Raw genomic sequence first — 16,409 nt, 5'->3', positions numbered from 1 at the left:
CCCGGGGAGATCGGCCCGGCGCTCCCGTCCGGGGCATTGTCAGTGGTGGCAGGCAGGATGTGAGGCATGACAACACCCGGTGCAGTGATTGTGGACGCCGTCGCCTACGCGCAGGCGATCGAGGACGCGGTGAAGGCGTCGGCCGCCTACTACGCGGGTGGCACCTCGGTGCTCGACGACGACGCCTACGACCGGCTGGTGCGCGCCATCGCGGCGTGGGAGGACGAGCACCCCGAGCAGGTGCTGCCCGACTCGCCGACCGGCAAGGTGGCCGGCGGCGCGGTCGAGGGCGATGTCCCGCACACGAGACCGATGCTCAGCCTGGACAACGTGTTCTCCGCCGAGGAGTTCACCGCGTGGACGGCCTCGCTCACCCGGCGCGTCGGCCACGACGTCACCGCGTACAGCGTCGAGCCGAAACTGGACGGTCTGGCGATCGCGGCCCGCTACACCCGCGGCCGCCTGACCCGGCTGATCACCCGGGGCGACGGGACGGCCGGGGAGGACGTCTCGCACGCGATCGGCACCGTGGAGGGCCTGCCGGAGGAACTGTCGGAGCCGGTCACCGTCGAGGTGCGCGGCGAAGTCCTCATGACGACGGCCCAGTTCGAGCACGCCAACGAGGTGCGCACCGCGCACGGCGGCGCGCCGTTCGCCAACCCGCGCAACGCGGCGGCGGGCACCCTGCGCGCCAGGGAACGCGCGTACACCGTGCCGATGACCTTCTTCGGCTACGGCCTGCTGCCCGTGGACGACACCGAACCGGCGCTGGCCGAGCTGCTGGAGGAGAGCGCGCACAGCGACCTCATGACCCGGACCGGCGGCTACGGCGTGAACACCACCGCGACGACGGCCGTGCCCGGCGTCACCGCGAGCACCGCCGAGGAGGTCCTGGCCCGGGTGGCCGAGATCGCCGGGCTGCGCGCCTCGCTGCCGTTCGGGATCGACGGGATCGTCGTCAAGGCCGACCTCGCAGCCGACCAGCGGGCCGCCGGTTCGGGTTCCCGCGCCCCGCGCTGGGCCACCGCCTACAAACTCCCCGCCGTGGAGAAGATCACCCGGCTGCTGGCGGTGGAGTGGAACGTGGGCCGCACCGGCATCATCGCCCCGCGCGCGGTCCTCGAACCGGTGCGGATCGACGGCTCCACCATCACCTACGCCACCCTCCACAACGCGGCCGACATCACCCGCCGCGACCTGCGCCTCGGCGACCACGTCATGGTCCACCGGGCCGGAGACGTCATCCCCCGCATCGAGGCGCCCGTCGCCCACCTGCGCACCGGCGACGAACAGCCCATCGTCTTCCCCGAGGCGTGCCCGCGCTGCGGATCGGGCATCGACACCGGCGAGCAGCGCTGGCGCTGCGTCAACGGCCGCGACTGCCACCTCGTCGCCTCCCTCTCCTACGCCGCCGGACGCGACCAGCTCGACATCGAGGGCCTCGGCCACACCCGGGTCGTCCAACTCGTCGAGGCCGGACTGGTCACCGATCTCGCGGGGCTGTTCGCCCTCACCCGCGAGCAGCTCCTCGGTCTGGAGCGGATGGGGGAGACCAGCACCGACAACCTCCTCGCCGCGCTCGCCGCGGCCAAGAAGCAGCCGCTGTCCCGGGTCCTGTGCGCTCTCGGCGTCCGCGGCACCGGCCGCTCCATGTCCCGCCGTATCGCACGCCACTTCGCCACCATGGGCCTGCTGCGCGCCGCCGACGCCGAGGCGATCCAGCAGGTCGAGGGCATCGGCACCGAGAAGGCCCCGTCCATCGTCGCCGAACTCGCCGCACTCGCCCCGCTCATCGACAGACTCGTCGCCGCCGGGGTGAACATGACCGAGCCCGGCGCCACCCCGCCCGCACCGGCGACCGCCGACGGGACCGACGGGACCGACGGGACCGACGGGATCGTCGGCGAGGGCGAGGGCGCGCCGGCCATCGCCGACGCCGGGCCGCTCGCCGGGATGACCGTGGTCGTCACCGGCGCGATGACCGGAGCGCTGGAGAAGCTCAGCCGCAACCAGATGAACGAACTCATCGAGCGTGCCGGGGGCCGCTCCTCCTCCAGCGTGTCCAAGAAGACCAGCCTGGTCGTCGCCGGTGAGGGCGCCGGATCCAAGCGGACCAAGGCGGAGACCCTAGGCGTCCGGCTCGCCGCGCCCGACGAGTTCGCCGCCCTCGTCGCCGACTACGTCGACGCCGGTCCCGGCGGAGTGCCGTCGGCCTCCTGACCGGGCGAGCCGTCACCGGGGCGGCCGTCAGGTCGGCCGCCCCGGTGACGGCGTTCGGTGGCGCCCGGCGCGCTCACCCTCGGGGGGTACGGACCGGGCGCGGTGGGGGACGCCCGCGCGCCCGGGGCTCTCAGGTACCCGCACGCGTCAGGCGTCCGGAGGCCGTAGCCGGAGAACCAGCTCGATCCGGTCGGAGAATCAGCCGTGTTCAGCCGGAGATCCCGCCCGGCACTCGGCGCCGCACTCAGCCCGCGACGGGCTTGCCGCGGCCCCACGCCCAGGCGAGGCGGTCGGCGCCGGACTGATTGGTGGTGGCCAGCCAGGGGCGGGCCGTGGTCCCGGTCAGGGTCTGCACCGAGTAGGTGTCGTCGGTGCGCAGACCCGGCCAGTACACGGAGCCCATCTTCAGCTCGCGGAAGGTGTCGGTGACGGCCTGGACGTAGTTGACGAAGTTGTTGTCCGGCGTCTTCACGTCGTAGTTCAGGCCGGTCGTCATGGGAGCGCCGAACTCGTCCGCGACGGTCCGGTTCGCGCAGTCGCCGATGCGCACCTTCAGGTCGGCCACCCACTGGTCGTAGGTGGCGTAGTCCTTCCAGAACCCGTAGTGGTGCAGGGAGAGATACGTGCCCTTCAGCCGCGGGTCGGCGCAGACCGTGGTGACGTGGTCGTTGTAGCCGGCGCCGCTGACGAACACCCGGTCGCGCGGAACCTTCGCGTACGTCGACAGCCACTTGGCCGCGATGTCGGCCCATTCGGTGTCGGTGTAGCCGTGCGGCTCGTTCATCGGCTCGAAGTAGACATGCCGGTCGTTCTTGTACGCCTTGACGACGGTGTCCCACATCGGCCAGTACGCGGCCGTGTCGTCGATGAAGCCGTCCTTCCGCGCGCCCGTGCCCTCCCAGTAGGAGACGATGACCTTGAAGCCCTGGTCCGAGGCCGCGTCGATGACCCCGCGGTAGGACTTCCAGTAGGCGCCGTCGACCGTGTACGGGTTGATGGGCAGCCGCACGGTGTTGGCGCCGAGGTTCGCCCGGAACGCCGCGATGATCCGGGTCGCCTTCGCGTAGGTCTGCCGGTAGGTGTCCGTGGTCGACAGACCGGACAGCTGGAGGAGGTCGTCGGCGAAGTTGTCGCGCGGGTCGGCCCAGTTCACGCCCTTGAACTGGGTCGTGTCGGTGGCCGGTGCGGTGTGGGAGGAGGAGGCGGCGGCCGGGCTGCCGGCCAGGGTCGTGCCGGTGACGGCGGCGACGGCGACCGCGACGAGAGCGGCGCGCAGGCGGGGGGTGCGGGAGTCGCTGGTGGGGGTGTTGCGCATGACGTGCCCTTTCAGGAGAGGCGGCTCGGCGCTGGGGGACGCGCGGGCTGGGCGGCGGCCGCCACGCGATGTTTGCGTAAACATCAACGTCCCGGGCTGGCTGATGTTTACGTAAACATGGCGGCGCCGGAATCGTGGCACCCGGCGATGTGATCGTCAAGGTTTCGGGCGAGTAACGTCCGTTGCCCCGGGGGCGGGTGAGGCGGGGTGGGGCCTGCGGGGGCCGGAGGTTAGGCCGCCGGGGGCCGGCCGTCAGGCCGCCGGTGGGGTGAGAGGCCCGGCCGTCCGGTCCCGCGGCTCACCCCGGAAAACCGCGCACGCGGTGCGGCCCCGGGTTTCGCCGGGCCGCTTCCCGGGACCGCGCGAAACGCGCCATGAATTCCCGCGTCGTTACGGCGTGGCGACGGTCGCGAACAGGTGATTTCCGGTGGGCCCTCAGGAAAGAAAGCCGTTGTGGCCGACGTGGCGGAAAAAGGGCGCCCGGGCGGTTCCGTTTGTGAAGTCCGTTGAATTCTGTTGGCTTCGGTGCACGCTTCATGCAAGCATTCTGGAAGATCAATTGCTCGCATCGAGAAAGGAATCGGCTGTGCCTTTCAAGCCGTCCCGTCCGGCCGTCGTCGCGGCGTCCACGCTGTCCGTCCTGCTGCTGACGACGGTCGGTGTGCATGCCGAAGAGCCAGCTCAGGCAGGTGCGGCGCCCGACATCTCCGTCACCGGAGTGATGCGGCACCTGGACGCGCTCCAGCGGATCTCCGACGCGAACAACGGAAACCGGGCCCATGGTACGGCCGGTTATCAGGCCTCCGTGGATTATGTGAAGAAAAAGCTGGACGCCGCTGGATTCACCACCTCGCTCCAGGAATTCGAGTTCGGTGGGAAGAAGAGCTGGAATCTGATCGCCGACTGGCCCCGGGGCGGGCAGAGCGGAAAAGTCCTCATGGTCGGGGCGCACCTCGACTCGGTCGACACGAGCCCCGGAATCAATGACAACGGCTCCAGCGTCGCCGCGATCCTGGAGACCGCGCTGACGGTCTCCGCGAGGAACGTCAACCCTTCCCAGCACCTCCGTTTCGGCTTCTGGGGAACGGAGGAGGAGACGTACATCGGGTCCACCCACTACGTGAACACCCTGCCGGCGGCCGAACTGTCTAAGATCACCGCCTATCTGAACTTCGACATGATCGGTTCACCGAACCCCGGGTACTTCGTCTACGACCAGAGCCCCGAGGTCGCCCGGCACTTCGACCGGTACTTCAGCGCCAAGGGCATCCCCACCGAGCCCGCGACCGCCCTGAACGGCCGCAGCGACCACGAGCCGTTCCTGGCCAAGGGGGTCGCGGTGGGCGGGATCTTCACCGGATCCGCCGAGATCAAGACCCCGGAGCAGGCCGCGAAGTGGGGCGGGACCGCCGGTGAGGCCATGGACAAGTGCTACCACCAGGCCTGTGACACCCCCGCCAACATCGACCGGCGGGCCCTGGACGTCAACAGCGACGCCGTCGCCGCGATGGTGTGGAAGCTGGGCGTGCGCGGCTAGGAGCCGTGCGGCCCCGAGGGGGGGCGGGTCACCCGGCGGTCGCCGGGTGGCCCGCCCCCCTCGGCGTTCACCCCCGTCGGCGGTCCCGGGCGCGGGCGGCCAGCCGGGCCAGCCGGTCCCGGTCGACCTTGCCCGTGGGGCCGACCGGCAGGGCCGGCAGCACCAGCACATGCTCCGGGAGCATGTAACTGGGCAGGCTCCCCGCCAGGTGGCGGCGGACGAACCCGCCGCCCCGCGTCGGCTCCGAACCGCCCACGGCCACGGCCGCCACGATCTGCGGGCCGTCGTCGCCGCGCAGCGTGGTGACCGCGCAGTCCACCACCCCCGGCACCCGGCGCAGGGCGGCCAGCACCTCGCCCAGCTCGATCCGGTAGCCGCGGACCTTGACCTGGTCGTCGCGGCGGCCCCGGAACTCCAGGTTGCCGTCGGCCATCCAGCGGGCCCGGTCGCCCGTCGCGTACATCGACTCGTCCGCCGGGCCGCCCACCGTGTCGGCCGTGAACTTCGCGGCCGTCAGCTCCGGGTCGCCGACATACCCGTCGGCCACCACCACGCCGGCGATGTGCAGATCGCCCTCGACGCCGATCGGGCACGGTTTGCGGTCGCCGTCCAGGACGTAGTAGCGGGCGTTCTGGATCGGCTTGCCGTACGGCACGCTCGTCCAGGCCGGGTCGATCTCACCGACGTCGAAGTGGTTGGACCAGATCGTCGCCTCGGTCGCGCCGCCCAGCGCCACGACGTGGGCCCGCGGGAAGCGGGCCCGGACCCGGCCGGGCAGGGTCAGCGGCACCCAGTCGCCGCTGAGGAAGACCAGACGCAGGCTCGGCACCGGCCCGTCGGCCCCGGCCCACCCGTCGGCCCCGCCCGTATCGCCCGTCCCACCTGTACCGCCTGTCTCGCCTGCCCTGTCCGTCCTGCCGATCCCGCTGGTCGCGCCTGTCGCGCCTGTCGCGTCTGTCGCGTCCCTGTCGTCCCTGTGGTCCCTGCCGTCCGTCCCGTCCGGGGCGTCGGCGAAGGACATCACGATGCTGAGCGCGGCCGGAGCCGAGTCCCAGAAGGTGATCGGCTCGCGCAGCATGATGTCCAGCAGCCGCTCGCCGTCGGACAGTTCGGCGGCCGGGACGACGCGCAGACTCGCGCCCGCCGCGAGCACGCCGAGCAGGTCGTACACGGACAGGTCGAAGGTGAGCGCGGTGACCCACAGCAGACAGTCGTCCGGACCCACCGCGTACGTCTCGTTCACCCACTGGATGACGTTGACCGCACTGCGGTGGCGCACCGACACGCCCTTGGGCACACCGGTGGAGCCCGAGGTGAAGATGACGTACGCGGTGTCGTCGGCGCCGGGGCCGGCCGGCAGCGGCAGGGCGCGGGCCGCCTCGACCTCGCTCCAGGTGCTGATCACCGGCGTGTGCGCGACGGCCGTGTCGCGCGGCGCCGGGCGCAGGACGACGTCGTACCGGTCCCGCAGGACCGGCGGCCAGCCGTCCCCGCCGCGCCGGTGGATCTCCGCCCGTACCGGCAGGCCGAGTTGGGCGGCCAGACGCCCGAACCACTCGGCGGGCACCCGCAGATGACCGGAGTCCGGGCCCCCGTCCGGCTCCGCGAGATCCGCGAGGACCACCGCCCCGCCCGGCGCCAGGGCGCCCACGGCGTCCCGCAGCACGGACCGCAGGTACTCGAACCCGGGGAAGAACTGGGCGACGCTCGCGAGGAGGACGACGTCCGCGCCCGCCGGGGCCACCACCCGGCCGAGGTCGGCGGCCGCGGCTCGCACGAACCGTGCCCCCTCACCGGCCTCCCGCTCCGCCCGCTCCAGCGCGACGGCCGACACGTCGACGCCCGTGTAGCCGGCCACCCGGCCGCGCAGCGCCCCCGCGATCAGACCGGCGCCGCAGCCCACCTCGACGACCCGCGGCCGCGGTACCGCCGGAGCCGCCGACAGCACCAGGTCGCGCACGTGCGAGACATAGGTGTCGATCTGCGCGGCGGAGATCTCGTCGCCGGGGTTCTGGTTGAAGCCCGACGCCCGGGCCAGGTCCTCGTCCTCGGCGACGGAGTCCCAGAGCAGGCCCACCGCCTCCGCGTCCAGCGGGTCCGGGGCCGCGGCCCGCAGATCCGTGCAGACCAGCCGTACACCGGTGCCCGCGAGCTGCCCGGCCTCCTCCGCGCGGCGCGCCAGCGCGTGCCCGGTGATGATCCAGCCGATCCCCGACTGGCGGACGGGCGCCGCGATCCGGGTGGCCGGCCAGCGCGCGTCCAGCGGCACATAGGCGGCGCCGGTGCGCAGCACACCGACGACCGCCAGCACGCTGTCCCACGAGTTCTCGTGCAGGACACCGACGAACGCGCCCCGGCCCACCCCGTGACCGGCGAGGAAACGGGCGAGCAGACCCGAGTCCGCCCACAGCTCGCCGTACGTCCTGATCTCCCCCTCGCCGAGGCGGACGGCGGGAGCGTCGGGGGACTCCCGCACGCGCCGCTCGATCAGGTCGATCATGCTCACCTGGTCCTCGAACGGCCGTGCCGTGTCGTTCCACTCGGCCGGCGGCGGCTCCCAGGACTCCGTGAGCCGCCGCGCCGGTCGCCGTGCCGGATCCTGTGCCGGTTGCCGCGTCGGTCGCTCTGCCGGCTGTCGCGTCATCTGCTCTGCCCCTCCTTCAGCGGTTCACGGATGCGTGGGCAGGGGTCAGATCACCCGGCCGTACTTGGGGTTGTCGCGGTGGATGACCCGCTCCCGGATGCGCAGTTCACCCTCCTCGCGGACCATCTGGTCCTCGACGCTGGAGGAGGAGAAGAAGTGGACCTCGTCCTGCGTGTTCGTCTGGGTCACCAGCGAGTAGTAGGTGACCCGCAGGCCGTCGCCCTCGGTCGGCTCGATCAGGAAGTGGTCGAACCAGTGCCGGGTGACGAGCCCCTCGTACATCGGGAGCATGCTCTTCATCTTGGTACGCATCGCCTCGCGGCCCTCCACCTTCTCGCCGCGGTGGGGGTGGGCGACCGAGCCGTCCTCGGTGAAGGTGGCGGTGAAACGCTCGATGTCCAGGTCGTCCAGGACGCGCATCTGGCGGGCGTAGAAGTTCTTGACCTCGATGTAGAGGTCGGCGGTGACGGACATGCGTGCTCCTCGGTAGGGCGTCGTAAGAACGGTGCGGACGATAAGAACTGACGGATGCTCAGTGGGCGGGGGCTTCCTCGAGGACGAGGAAGGCGTTGGTGCCGCCCACGCCGGCCGACATCAGGCCGGCCGTGCGGGGGCGGCCGTTCGTGGGCCAGGGACGGCCCTCGGGGAGGATGCCGAAGCGTTCGCCGCGCCCGGTGAACTCCTCGATGGGGTCCTCGGTGTTCGGGGTCGCGGGCAGGAAGCCGCGGTCGATCGCGAGGCACGTCTTGATCAGGGCCGCCATGCCGGCGGCGGTGTCGCAGTGGCCGACGGAGGCCTTCACCGAGCCGACCGCCACCGGAGGCCCGTCGGTGCCGAGGGCCTCGATCAGCGCGGTCGCCTCGATCTGGTCGTTCAGCGGGATGCCGACGCCGTGCGTCTCGACGTAGTCGACGTCGGCCCCGGTCAGCCCGGCCGCCTCCAGCGCCCGGCGCACCGCGCGGACCTTGCCGTCGACGCCGGGGATCACGAAACCGGGCTTGGCCCGCCCGTCGTTGGTGACGGCGCCGCCCCGGATGACGGCGTAGACCGGATCGCCGTCGCGCAGGGCGTCGTCCAGTCTGCGCAGCAGGACGGCCCCGGAGCCGTCGCCGGGCACCACCCCGTTGTGACGGCGGTCGAAGGGGCGAACGAGGCCCTCGGTGGAGTAGATGCTGCGCGGGGTCCGCAGATAGGAGCCGTCCGCGTCCTCCTGGACGGCCACCGCCCCGGCCAGCGCGTAGTCGCAGGCGTGCGCCCGCAGGCTCCGGCAGGCGAGCTGCACGGCCACCGTGGAGGTGGCGCACGCCGAGTCCAGCATCAGCGACTCGCCCCACAGGTCCTGGAGATAGGAGAAGTACGGCCCGGCGAACGTCGGGTCGATCTGCACGACGTCGTCGAAGGCGGCCCGCGGCACGTGCTTGGTGCGGGCGCAGCCGGCGTAGACGGCGGTCCGGTCGGCGATCGCCGACAGCCTGACCCCCGCGTCCTCCGCCGCCTGCCACAGCGACTCCTGGAGGATGCCGTGCTGCGGGTCCAGGCCCTCGACGCCGACGAGCGTGTGGTCGTAGGTGTCCCGGTGCGGGGCGATCCCCCACGAGTGGACCCGCAGCCGGTCCTCGCCCAGGTCCTCCACGACCGGGACCGGCTCGCGCCGGAAGCAGTCCCGGCCCGCCACGAGGTTGTTCCAGAACGCCCCGACATCGGGCGCCTCGGCGAAGCGGCCGCCGACGCCGATGACGGCGACCGGGGCCGAGTGCTCGGCGAGTTCCGACATGCCTGTCCTCCGTCAGCCGAAAGTGAGCGCGATCTTGACGACGTCGTCCTGCCGGTGGTGCGCGAGGTCGAAGGCGTCCGCGATGTTCTTGATGTCGAAGGTGTGGGTGATGTGGTCGTCGACCTTGATCGAGCCGTCCCCGATCAGTTCCAGGGCGGTCCGGAAGGACGGGAGCCCGGGTTCCAGCTGGGCGCCGCCGACCGCGGTGATCAACTGCGCCTGGCGGACGAAGAGATGGGCGTACGGGATGCGCATGTCGTAGTCCTCGGGCATGCCGAAGAGGCCCAGCCGGCCGTGCTGGCCGACCATCCGCATCGCGTGCTCGCGCGCCCCGTCGGTACCGGCCGCCTCGACGACCAGGTCGGCGCCCTTGCCGCCGGTCGCCTCCATGACGACCTCCTCGGCGCTCTGCCCGGGCACGTGCACGGTGGCGTCCGCGCCCAGCGAACGGGCCACCGCCAGCCGCCCCGGCTCCAGGTCGACCGCGACGACCTTCTCGAACCCGCGGTGCTTGAGCAGCTGCTGGAACAGCAGTCCCGCCGACCCGACGCCGACCACGGCGGCCGTCGACCCCTGTGGCACCCGCTCCGGCCAGAACCGGTTCAGCGCGAAGACGACGGTCCCGAGCTGCTGCGCCATCAGCTGGACGGTCGGCGACCCGGTGGCCTTCACCGGCAGCAGGAACCGGTCGGCGATCGTCTGGTAGCGGGCGAACGACGCCATGTAGGCGTGGTTGGGCACGGTGAGCACCAGGTCGCCGGGCGAGAAACGGGCCGACCGGCTCTCCACGACCTCCCCGACGCCCTCGTGCCCCGGGTAGCCGGCCGGGCAGGGGTAGGGGTGGTCGCGCATGTCCCGGAAGAAGGGGGACTCGGCGCGCACCCGGTGCACATCGCTTCCGCAGATGGCGGCCACGGTGTTGCGGACGAGGACCTCGCCCTCGGCCGGCTCGCGGAAGGCGACCTCCGCCACCTCCAGGCGCCCGGGTTCGACGAGAACGGCGGCTTCGCCACGTACGTGCGGCATGCGGACCTTCCTTCAGGAGTGTGCGGGGAGCGGGTACGCGGAGAGCGCCCAGGACAGGGGGTGGCCGGGCAGCCGCAGCCGGCGGGCCGGGCCCGCCGGTGTCAGCCGCACCTCGGCGCCTTGGCACCACAGGCCGGCGACGGCCGCCAGCAGGGCCCGATCGTCGGGCTCCACGGCCGCGATGCCGAGGACGGCCACCTCGCCGAGCCGGTCACCGGCCGCCCGGAGCAGCTTGGCCGGCTCGGCCTCGGCCGACAGATGCTGTTCCTGCGGGGCGGGCCCGTCGGGGAGCAGCGGACCCAGCGCGGTGGACCACAGCAGGGTGGGACGACGGGGTACGGGGACGCGCGCGGCGGCTCCCTCGGCCGCCAGCCGCTCGCCCTCCTCGGCCGTGAGCGCGCCGCTCACCACCGCGGCCGCGAACCGTCCCGTCCCCACGCCGTACACCGCCGCCGGGGTCACGCCCCGGTCGGCGAACCGGGCGGCCAGGCGCAGTTGCCGGGTGAGCGGTCCGGCGTCCCGGTCGGTGCCGTCCGGCGGGGCGTCCGCGAAGGCGAACACCACGGCCGGGGGAGAACCGGGGGCGGCGGGCGTCGTGGTGTGCGGGGCCCGCAGGGCGCGTACCGCCTCGGCCGGGTCGGACGCCACGACGGCACATCGGTGACCGAAGTGCCGGCGGCCCGTCGCCAGCGTGTGGGCCACGTCCGCCAGGGCCAGGTGCGGGTTCTCCTCCAGATGGGCGGCCAGCCGTTCGCGGGCGACGGCCAGCGCCTCGGCGGTGGCGGCGGACAGGGCGACGATCCGGGGCCCGGGAGCCGGTACCGGTTCTGTGACCGACGCCCTCGACGGCGCGCGGTCGAGGGGCTTTCGGGGCACGACGCCGGCCGGGGCCGCCGCCTCGTCCGCGGGCCGGTGGGCCGCGGCGATCAGACGGGCCTGGTCGCGGACGGTGACATGGCGCAGCAGGTCGATGACCGGCACGTCGGCGCCGGTCGTCAGCCGCAGGTGCTCCCGCAGCCTGACCAGCAGCAGCGAATGGCCGCCGGCGTCGAAGAAGTTGCGGTCGGGCCCGAATCCGTCGTGCTCCAGCACCGCCCGCCAGGCCGCCCGCACCCCTTCCGTCACGGAGGGCAGGGACGCGACGGAGGGCACGTACCCCATGGGGGGCATGGACTCCATGGAGGGCGCGGAGGCCCCGGAAGGCGGTTCCGGTGCGCGGGCCGGGGCCGGGGCGGCAGCGGGCCGAGCGGCCGGGGTCGCCCCCTCCGGGTCCGGCAGCCGACGCCGGTCGATCTTGCCGGTCGGGGTGAGCGGCAGCTCCCCGACCAGCAGCAGATGGCTGGGCACGGCGAACGCGGGCAGCCGCAGCCGGGCGTGCCGGACGAGCTCGTCGGCGTCCGTGCCGGGCGCGGCCACCGCGTAGGCGACGATCTCCTTCTCGTCGCGCCGGTTGACACGGGTCGTGACGAAGACCGACCCGACGGCCGGATGCGCGTCCAGCACCGCCTCCACCTCGCCGAGTTCGACGCGCTGGCTGCGGATCTTCACCTGGTTGTCGTTGCGGCCGATGAACTCGAGCAGTCCGTCCGGGCGCCAGCGCACCCGGTCGCCGGTCCGATAGAGGCGGGTCGTGCCGTCGGTGACGAAGCGGTCCGCCGTCATCCCCGGCGCGTTCAGATAGCCGTCGGCCAACCCCGCGCCACCGAGGAGGAGTTCACCCGGAACCCCGCGCGGCACCGGGCGGGTGCCGCCCTCCTGCACCACCCGGACCTCGGTGCCGGGCACGGGCCGGCCGATCGGGACCGTCCTGGCGTTCGGCGCGAGGTCGGTGATCGGGAACCAGGTCGAGGTGAAGGAGTTCTCGGTGGGGCCGTAGCTGTGCAGCAGAACGCCCGGCCGGGACCAGCGCAGCGCACGGCGCATGTGCCGTACGGAGATCAGCTCGCCGCCGAAGTACACCCGCCGCAGCGACTGGAGCAGGTCCGGGGCGTCCTCGATGATCCGGTTGAGCAGCGGTGTCGTCACCAGCAGTGTGGTCACCCCGCGCTCGCGGACCACCGTGCGCATCTCCCGGGGGCTGAGCACCAGATGCTTGTCGAGGACGACCAGTTGCGCGCCGTGCGTGAGGGCGCCCCAGATCTCGTAGCTGGCGCCGTCGAAGTTGAGCGGGCACAGCTGCGCGACGACGTCCGTCTCGTCCAGCGGGAGGAAGTCGGGCCGGACGAAGAGCCGGGCCAGTCCGCGGTGCGGCAGGACGACCCCCTTGGGCCGGCCGGTGGTGCCGGAGGTGTAGAGGACGCAGAGGGTCGCGGTGTCGTCGTACGCGATCTCGGGGGCGGACCGGCCGCGGGCCCGCGCGAGCGCCTCGCCGGCCGGTACGGAGGTGCCCTCCGGCACGTCGAGGGCCTGTGCGCAGTCCGGGTCGACGACGAGCACCGCGGGACGGGCGTCGTCCACGATCAGCTGGAGCTGGGCCTGCGGATACGCGGGGTCCAGCGGGAGATAGGCGGCGCCGGCCAGGGCGGACGCCAGCCAGAACACCGGGGTCTCGACGCCGGGGGCGAGCAGCAGCGCCACGGTGTCACCGGGCCCGACGCCCCGGTCGCGCAGCCAGCCGGCCACCTCGCCCGCGCGGGCGGCCAGTTCGCCGTAGCCGAGGGTGCGCTCGCCGTGGCGTACGGCGACGGCGTCCGGGCGGGCGGCGGCGTGCCGCAGGACCAGCTCGGGGATGCTCGGGGCCGGCGACGCGACGGGCGCGCCGTGCGCGGCGACCTCGGACAGGCCCGGGTCGCAGGCCGCGAGGAGATCCCCGCAGGTGCTGTCCGGGGCGGCCACGGCACGGACCAGCAGCTCGCGCAGCTCCTCGGCGAACAGCCGCGCGGTGGCGGGGAGATAGCGGGCGGTGTCGTAGTAGACGCACAGCCGGGTACCGGACGAGCCCTCCAGCACGTTGACCGAGAACTCGTACTTCGTCGTCTCGTCCGGGTGGTCGAAGCGGCGGACGGTCACCTCACCGGCCCGCCACTCGTCCTCGTAGGCGGGGGTGTACATGAACACCGTCCGCTCGACGCCCGGCCCGTTCGCCCGCTCGCTGCGGATCGCCCGCAGCCGCCGCACGGGCAGGTGGGCGTGTTCCATCGCGTCGAGCATCTGCTCGCGCAGCCGGGCCGCCACCTCCAGGAAACGGTCGTCGGGGGAGGTCCGGTCGCGCATCGGCAGCGCACGGCTGAACAGGTCGACCCGCTCGGCGTCGGCGTACCGGCGGCCGGCGAAGACCATGCCGAAGGTGCCCTCCGACTCCCCGGCCCAGGCGTGCAGCAGCACGGACCAGGCGGCGAGCAGCACGACGGCGGGGGAGCCGCGCTCGGCGGCGGCCAGCGCCTGGACCCCCGCGTGCAGCTCGGCGGGCAGCAGCACCTCGACCCGGCCGGAGGGACCGGGGAAACCGTCCTCCGGCACCAGGTCGTGCGGGGGTGCGAGCGAGGCGGGAGCGTCGCGCAGGACGGAGCTCCAGTACGCCTCGGCCTCGGCGTCCGCTTCCGCTTCCGCTTCCGCTTCCGCTTCCGCTTCCGCGTCTGCTTCCGTGTCGGCGTCTACGTCCGTGGCGGCAGCGGATCCCCCGGTGGCATCGATGTCGGGGAGGCCGGCACGGGCGCCGGTGCCGGTGCCGAGGTCGGTATCGGTATCGGCGTCGGACGATGTGGCCGGGGCCGGGTCGTTCGACGTCCGGGAGCGGTACGCCGCCACCAGGTCCTCGGCGAGGATCCGGCTGGACCAGCCGTCGGAGACGATGTGATGCATCGTGAGGGCGAGCAGCGCGCCGCCCTCCCCGACCAGCAGCGTCGCCCGCAGCAGCGGCGCCGTGGCCAGGTCGAAGGGCGCGCGGCCGGCCACGACCGCGCGGGCGAGGGCCTGCGCACGGTCGTAGCGGCCGGGGAGCCGGTCGGTGACGAACGCCATCGGCGGGTCGGTCTCGGGGGTGCGCCACAGCTCGCCGCCCTCGGTGACGAAGGCACAGCGCAGCGCCGGATGGGCGGCCAGCACGTCGGCCAGCGCGGCACGCAGCGCCGGTATGTCGACGGTCGGGGTGAACTCCAGGTCGACGGTGACGTTGTAGCGGTCGGACTCCGGTTCGCGCTGGCAGGCGAGCCAGACGTCCAACTGCTCGGAGGAGGCCTGTTCCCTCACTGCGGGACCGCCAGGTGCTCGCCTGCGGCGCCCGTGCGCAGGGCGCGCACGAGATCGGCCACCGTGCGCACCGAGTGGAAGTGCAGCGGGGTGAACTCGGCGTCCGTGATGGCGACGCCGAAGCGCTGCTCGCACTGGGCGCGCAGCTCCACGAAGCCGAGGGAGTCCAGTCCCAGCACGTCCTGGAGGCCGTCGTCGTCCCCGATGCGTTCGGTCGGCACGTCCAGGAAGAGGTCCTCGACGAGGATCTCCTTGAGGGTCGCTTCCAGGGTGTCGTCCCGTGTCTCGCCCGAACCGGCTGTCATGACGTTTCTCCCTTGCGATAGGTGGATCGGTGCGGTGCGGGAAGCTCCGCCCGCCGCTCCTGTTCGGCGGCCCTGCGTGCCAGTTCGGCCAGCGCGGGTACGGCCACGTGGTGGTCGCGGGCGCGGCGCAGCACCGGTTCGGTGAGCGCGGCGAGTTCGGTCGGCCTGACCCCGGCGGTGACGTCCCGGTGCAGGGAGGTGTCGGTCCGGCCGGGCAGGGTGTCCAGGGTGTGCAGAAGATTCCGGTCGTCGACCGCGACGGTGTCCGCCGCGGCGACGGCGCAGGCCTCCCGGGCGGCGTCGCGCAGCAGGCCGGCCAGCTCGGGCCGTCGGCGGACGATGCCGAGGGGGCCGTCGGCCGCGGTGGTGGCCAGCGCCAAGGGCAGCAGGAGGACCAGCTTGCGCCACAGGACGCTCGCCGGATCCCGTTCCGGGGTGCAGCCGAGGCCGGCGTCGGCGAGAAGCTCGGCAAGCCGCGCGAGCCGCCGTTGCCCGGCTGCTGCCTCGGCCCCGGCTCCCTCTCCGGCCCCGCCTCCGGCCTCGGGACCCGCCTCGGTCTCGGATTCCGCGCCCGCGCCCGTGCCCGCCGTGGTGGCCGCGAGGCTGATCTCGGCGTACAGGGAGTTCCAGGTGACCCGGCCGGGCGCGGTGCGTTCCGCCTCGATGAGGATCGCACCGACGAGCTGGCGGGGCCCGAACCTGGCCCGCAGCGCTCGCGGATGGTCGAGTCCGTTGAGCAGGGGGACGACCGAGCCCGGGGTCAGCCGTGGGGCGACCCTGGCCAGCGCGGCGTGCAGCGCGGGCGCCTTGACCGTCACCCACAGGACGTCGACCGGCTCGTCGAGCCGCTCCACCGCGCGTGCCTCGACGGTGAGGTCGCCGTGCAGTTTGCTGTGGACGTCGATCACGCCGGGGTAGCGGGCCCGTGAGGACTCCCGCATCACCAGCACGACCTCGTGGCCCGCACGGGCCAGCGCCGCTCCGAGGGCGAGCCCGACTCCCCCGGCGCCCAGAATCGCATGCCTCAACGCGCTTCCCTGATGCATCTCGTGACGAATACCGCTGCCCGTGCTCCGGTGAGGGCACAGGTGTGCGCCGTGCGGCGGGCAGCGGAAGACAACACCGTGTGAATGATGGAAAGGCCGGCCTGGGCCTTTTGAGGGATCAGGCGACCGCGCGTCAGGCGGTCACCGATCCAAGGTTCATCGGAGTTCGAAAAGGACTCTGACGGAATAAGGAACCGGTTGGTCGACCGGTTCTTCCTCCCCCGTTGCGGCGTACATCATTCCCCCTGTCACGCCGGTTGATGTCGGACTCGAACGCAACCCTTGAAATACTGCGTTCACAATCGACTCGTCGACGGTAGAGGTGCCGAGTTTCGGCCGTCAACCCGCTTTTCG

10 protein-coding genes are annotated in these 16,409 nt (G+C 72.8%); 2 read left to right on the top strand and 8 right to left on the bottom strand.

Features of this window, described 5'->3' with window-relative positions; translation table 11 throughout:
• The first annotated feature begins 66 nt into the window (after positions 1 to 66).
• Positions 67 to 2,220 (top strand): NAD-dependent DNA ligase LigA, encoded by a 2,154-nt coding sequence (gene ligA, locus AOQ37_RS31375; protein ID WP_062649345.1) that lies wholly within the window; start codon positions 67 to 69, stop codon positions 2,218 to 2,220.
• Positions 2,221 to 2,464: 244 nt separating this feature from the next.
• Here ligA and AOQ37_RS31370 read toward each other — a convergent pair whose 3' ends face one another.
• On the bottom strand, positions 2,465 to 3,535 hold the full coding sequence (locus AOQ37_RS31370) for a glycoside hydrolase family 5 protein (protein ID WP_062649344.1): 1,071 nt from the start codon (positions 3,533 to 3,535) through the stop codon (positions 2,465 to 2,467).
• A 586-nt stretch (positions 3,536 to 4,121) separates the two neighbouring features.
• On the opposite strand from AOQ37_RS31370, the gene AOQ37_RS31365 reads away from it, so the two are divergent.
• Positions 4,122 to 5,072 carry a M28 family metallopeptidase gene (locus tag AOQ37_RS31365; RefSeq protein WP_062649342.1) on the top strand — a complete coding sequence of 317 codons (951 nt, stop codon included), beginning with the start codon at positions 4,122 to 4,124 and terminating at the stop codon, positions 5,070 to 5,072.
• Positions 5,073 to 5,139: 67 nt separating this feature from the next.
• On the opposite strand, the gene AOQ37_RS31360 is transcribed toward AOQ37_RS31365, so the two are convergent.
• Genes AOQ37_RS31360 through AOQ37_RS31330 form a run of 7 tightly spaced genes read right to left on the bottom strand, consistent with a single transcriptional unit; the run spans position 5,140 to position 16,037 of the window.
• Positions 5,140 to 7,716 (bottom strand): AMP-binding protein, encoded by a 2,577-nt coding sequence (locus tag AOQ37_RS31360; RefSeq protein WP_062649340.1) that lies wholly within the window; start codon positions 7,714 to 7,716, stop codon positions 5,140 to 5,142.
• A gap of 45 nt (positions 7,717 to 7,761) precedes the next feature.
• Positions 7,762 to 8,190: a nuclear transport factor 2 family protein gene (locus tag AOQ37_RS31355; protein ID WP_062649338.1), complete on the bottom strand. Its 429-nt coding sequence runs from the start codon at positions 8,188 to 8,190 to the stop codon at positions 7,762 to 7,764.
• 58 nt (positions 8,191 to 8,248) lie between these two features.
• The gene (locus tag AOQ37_RS31350) at positions 8,249 to 9,490 is read right to left on the bottom strand and encodes a beta-ketoacyl [acyl carrier protein] synthase domain-containing protein (protein WP_062649336.1); all 1,242 of its coding nucleotides are present in this window, start codon (positions 9,488 to 9,490) and stop codon (positions 8,249 to 8,251) included.
• A gap of 12 nt (positions 9,491 to 9,502) precedes the next feature.
• On the bottom strand, positions 9,503 to 10,516 hold the full coding sequence (locus AOQ37_RS31345) for a zinc-binding dehydrogenase (RefSeq protein WP_062649334.1): 1,014 nt from the start codon (positions 10,514 to 10,516) through the stop codon (positions 9,503 to 9,505).
• 12 nt (positions 10,517 to 10,528) lie between these two features.
• The gene (locus tag AOQ37_RS31340; protein ID WP_078890435.1) at positions 10,529 to 14,704 is read right to left on the bottom strand and encodes a non-ribosomal peptide synthetase; all 4,176 of its coding nucleotides are present in this window, start codon (positions 14,702 to 14,704) and stop codon (positions 10,529 to 10,531) included.
• Positions 14,701 to 15,009 (bottom strand): cispentacin biosynthesis acyl carrier protein AmcB, encoded by a 309-nt coding sequence (gene amcB / locus AOQ37_RS31335; protein ID WP_062649330.1) that lies wholly within the window; start codon positions 15,007 to 15,009, stop codon positions 14,701 to 14,703. The genes AOQ37_RS31340 and amcB overlap by 4 nt, the downstream gene beginning before the upstream one ends.
• The gene (locus AOQ37_RS31330) at positions 15,006 to 16,037 is read right to left on the bottom strand and encodes a ketopantoate reductase family protein (protein WP_062649328.1); all 1,032 of its coding nucleotides are present in this window, start codon (positions 16,035 to 16,037) and stop codon (positions 15,006 to 15,008) included. The genes amcB and AOQ37_RS31330 overlap by 4 nt, the downstream gene beginning before the upstream one ends.
• Positions 16,038 to 16,409 lie beyond the last annotated feature (372 nt).

Origin of the sequence: Streptomyces maremycinicus, assembly GCF_001184025.1 — a bacterium.
Lineage (GTDB): Bacteria > Actinomycetota > Actinomycetes > Streptomycetales > Streptomycetaceae > Streptomyces > Streptomyces maremycinicus.
Note: the sequence above shows the minus strand (reverse complement) of the source record. Positions and strands in the feature narration are given on the sequence as shown.

What these genes read in the sequence shown, in the direction of transcription:
- AOQ37_RS31355 (WP_062649338.1), bottom strand. Translation starts at nt 8,190, where the DNA reads ATGTCCGTCACCGCCGACCTCTACATCGAGGTCAAGAACTTCTACGCC.
- AOQ37_RS31345 (WP_062649334.1), bottom strand. Translation starts at nt 10,516, where the DNA reads ATGCCGCACGTACGTGGCGAAGCCGCCGTTCTCGTCGAACCCGGGCGC.
- AOQ37_RS31360 (WP_062649340.1), bottom strand. Translation starts at nt 7,716, where the DNA reads ATGACGCGACAGCCGGCAGAGCGACCGACGCGGCAACCGGCACAGGAT.
- AOQ37_RS31370 (WP_062649344.1), bottom strand. Translation starts at nt 3,535, where the DNA reads ATGCGCAACACCCCCACCAGCGACTCCCGCACCCCCCGCCTGCGCGCC.
- ligA (WP_062649345.1), top strand. Translation starts at nt 67, where the DNA reads ATGACAACACCCGGTGCAGTGATTGTGGACGCCGTCGCCTACGCGCAG.
- AOQ37_RS31350 (WP_062649336.1), bottom strand. Translation starts at nt 9,490, where the DNA reads ATGTCGGAACTCGCCGAGCACTCGGCCCCGGTCGCCGTCATCGGCGTC.
- amcB (WP_062649330.1), bottom strand. Translation starts at nt 15,009, where the DNA reads ATGACAGCCGGTTCGGGCGAGACACGGGACGACACCCTGGAAGCGACC.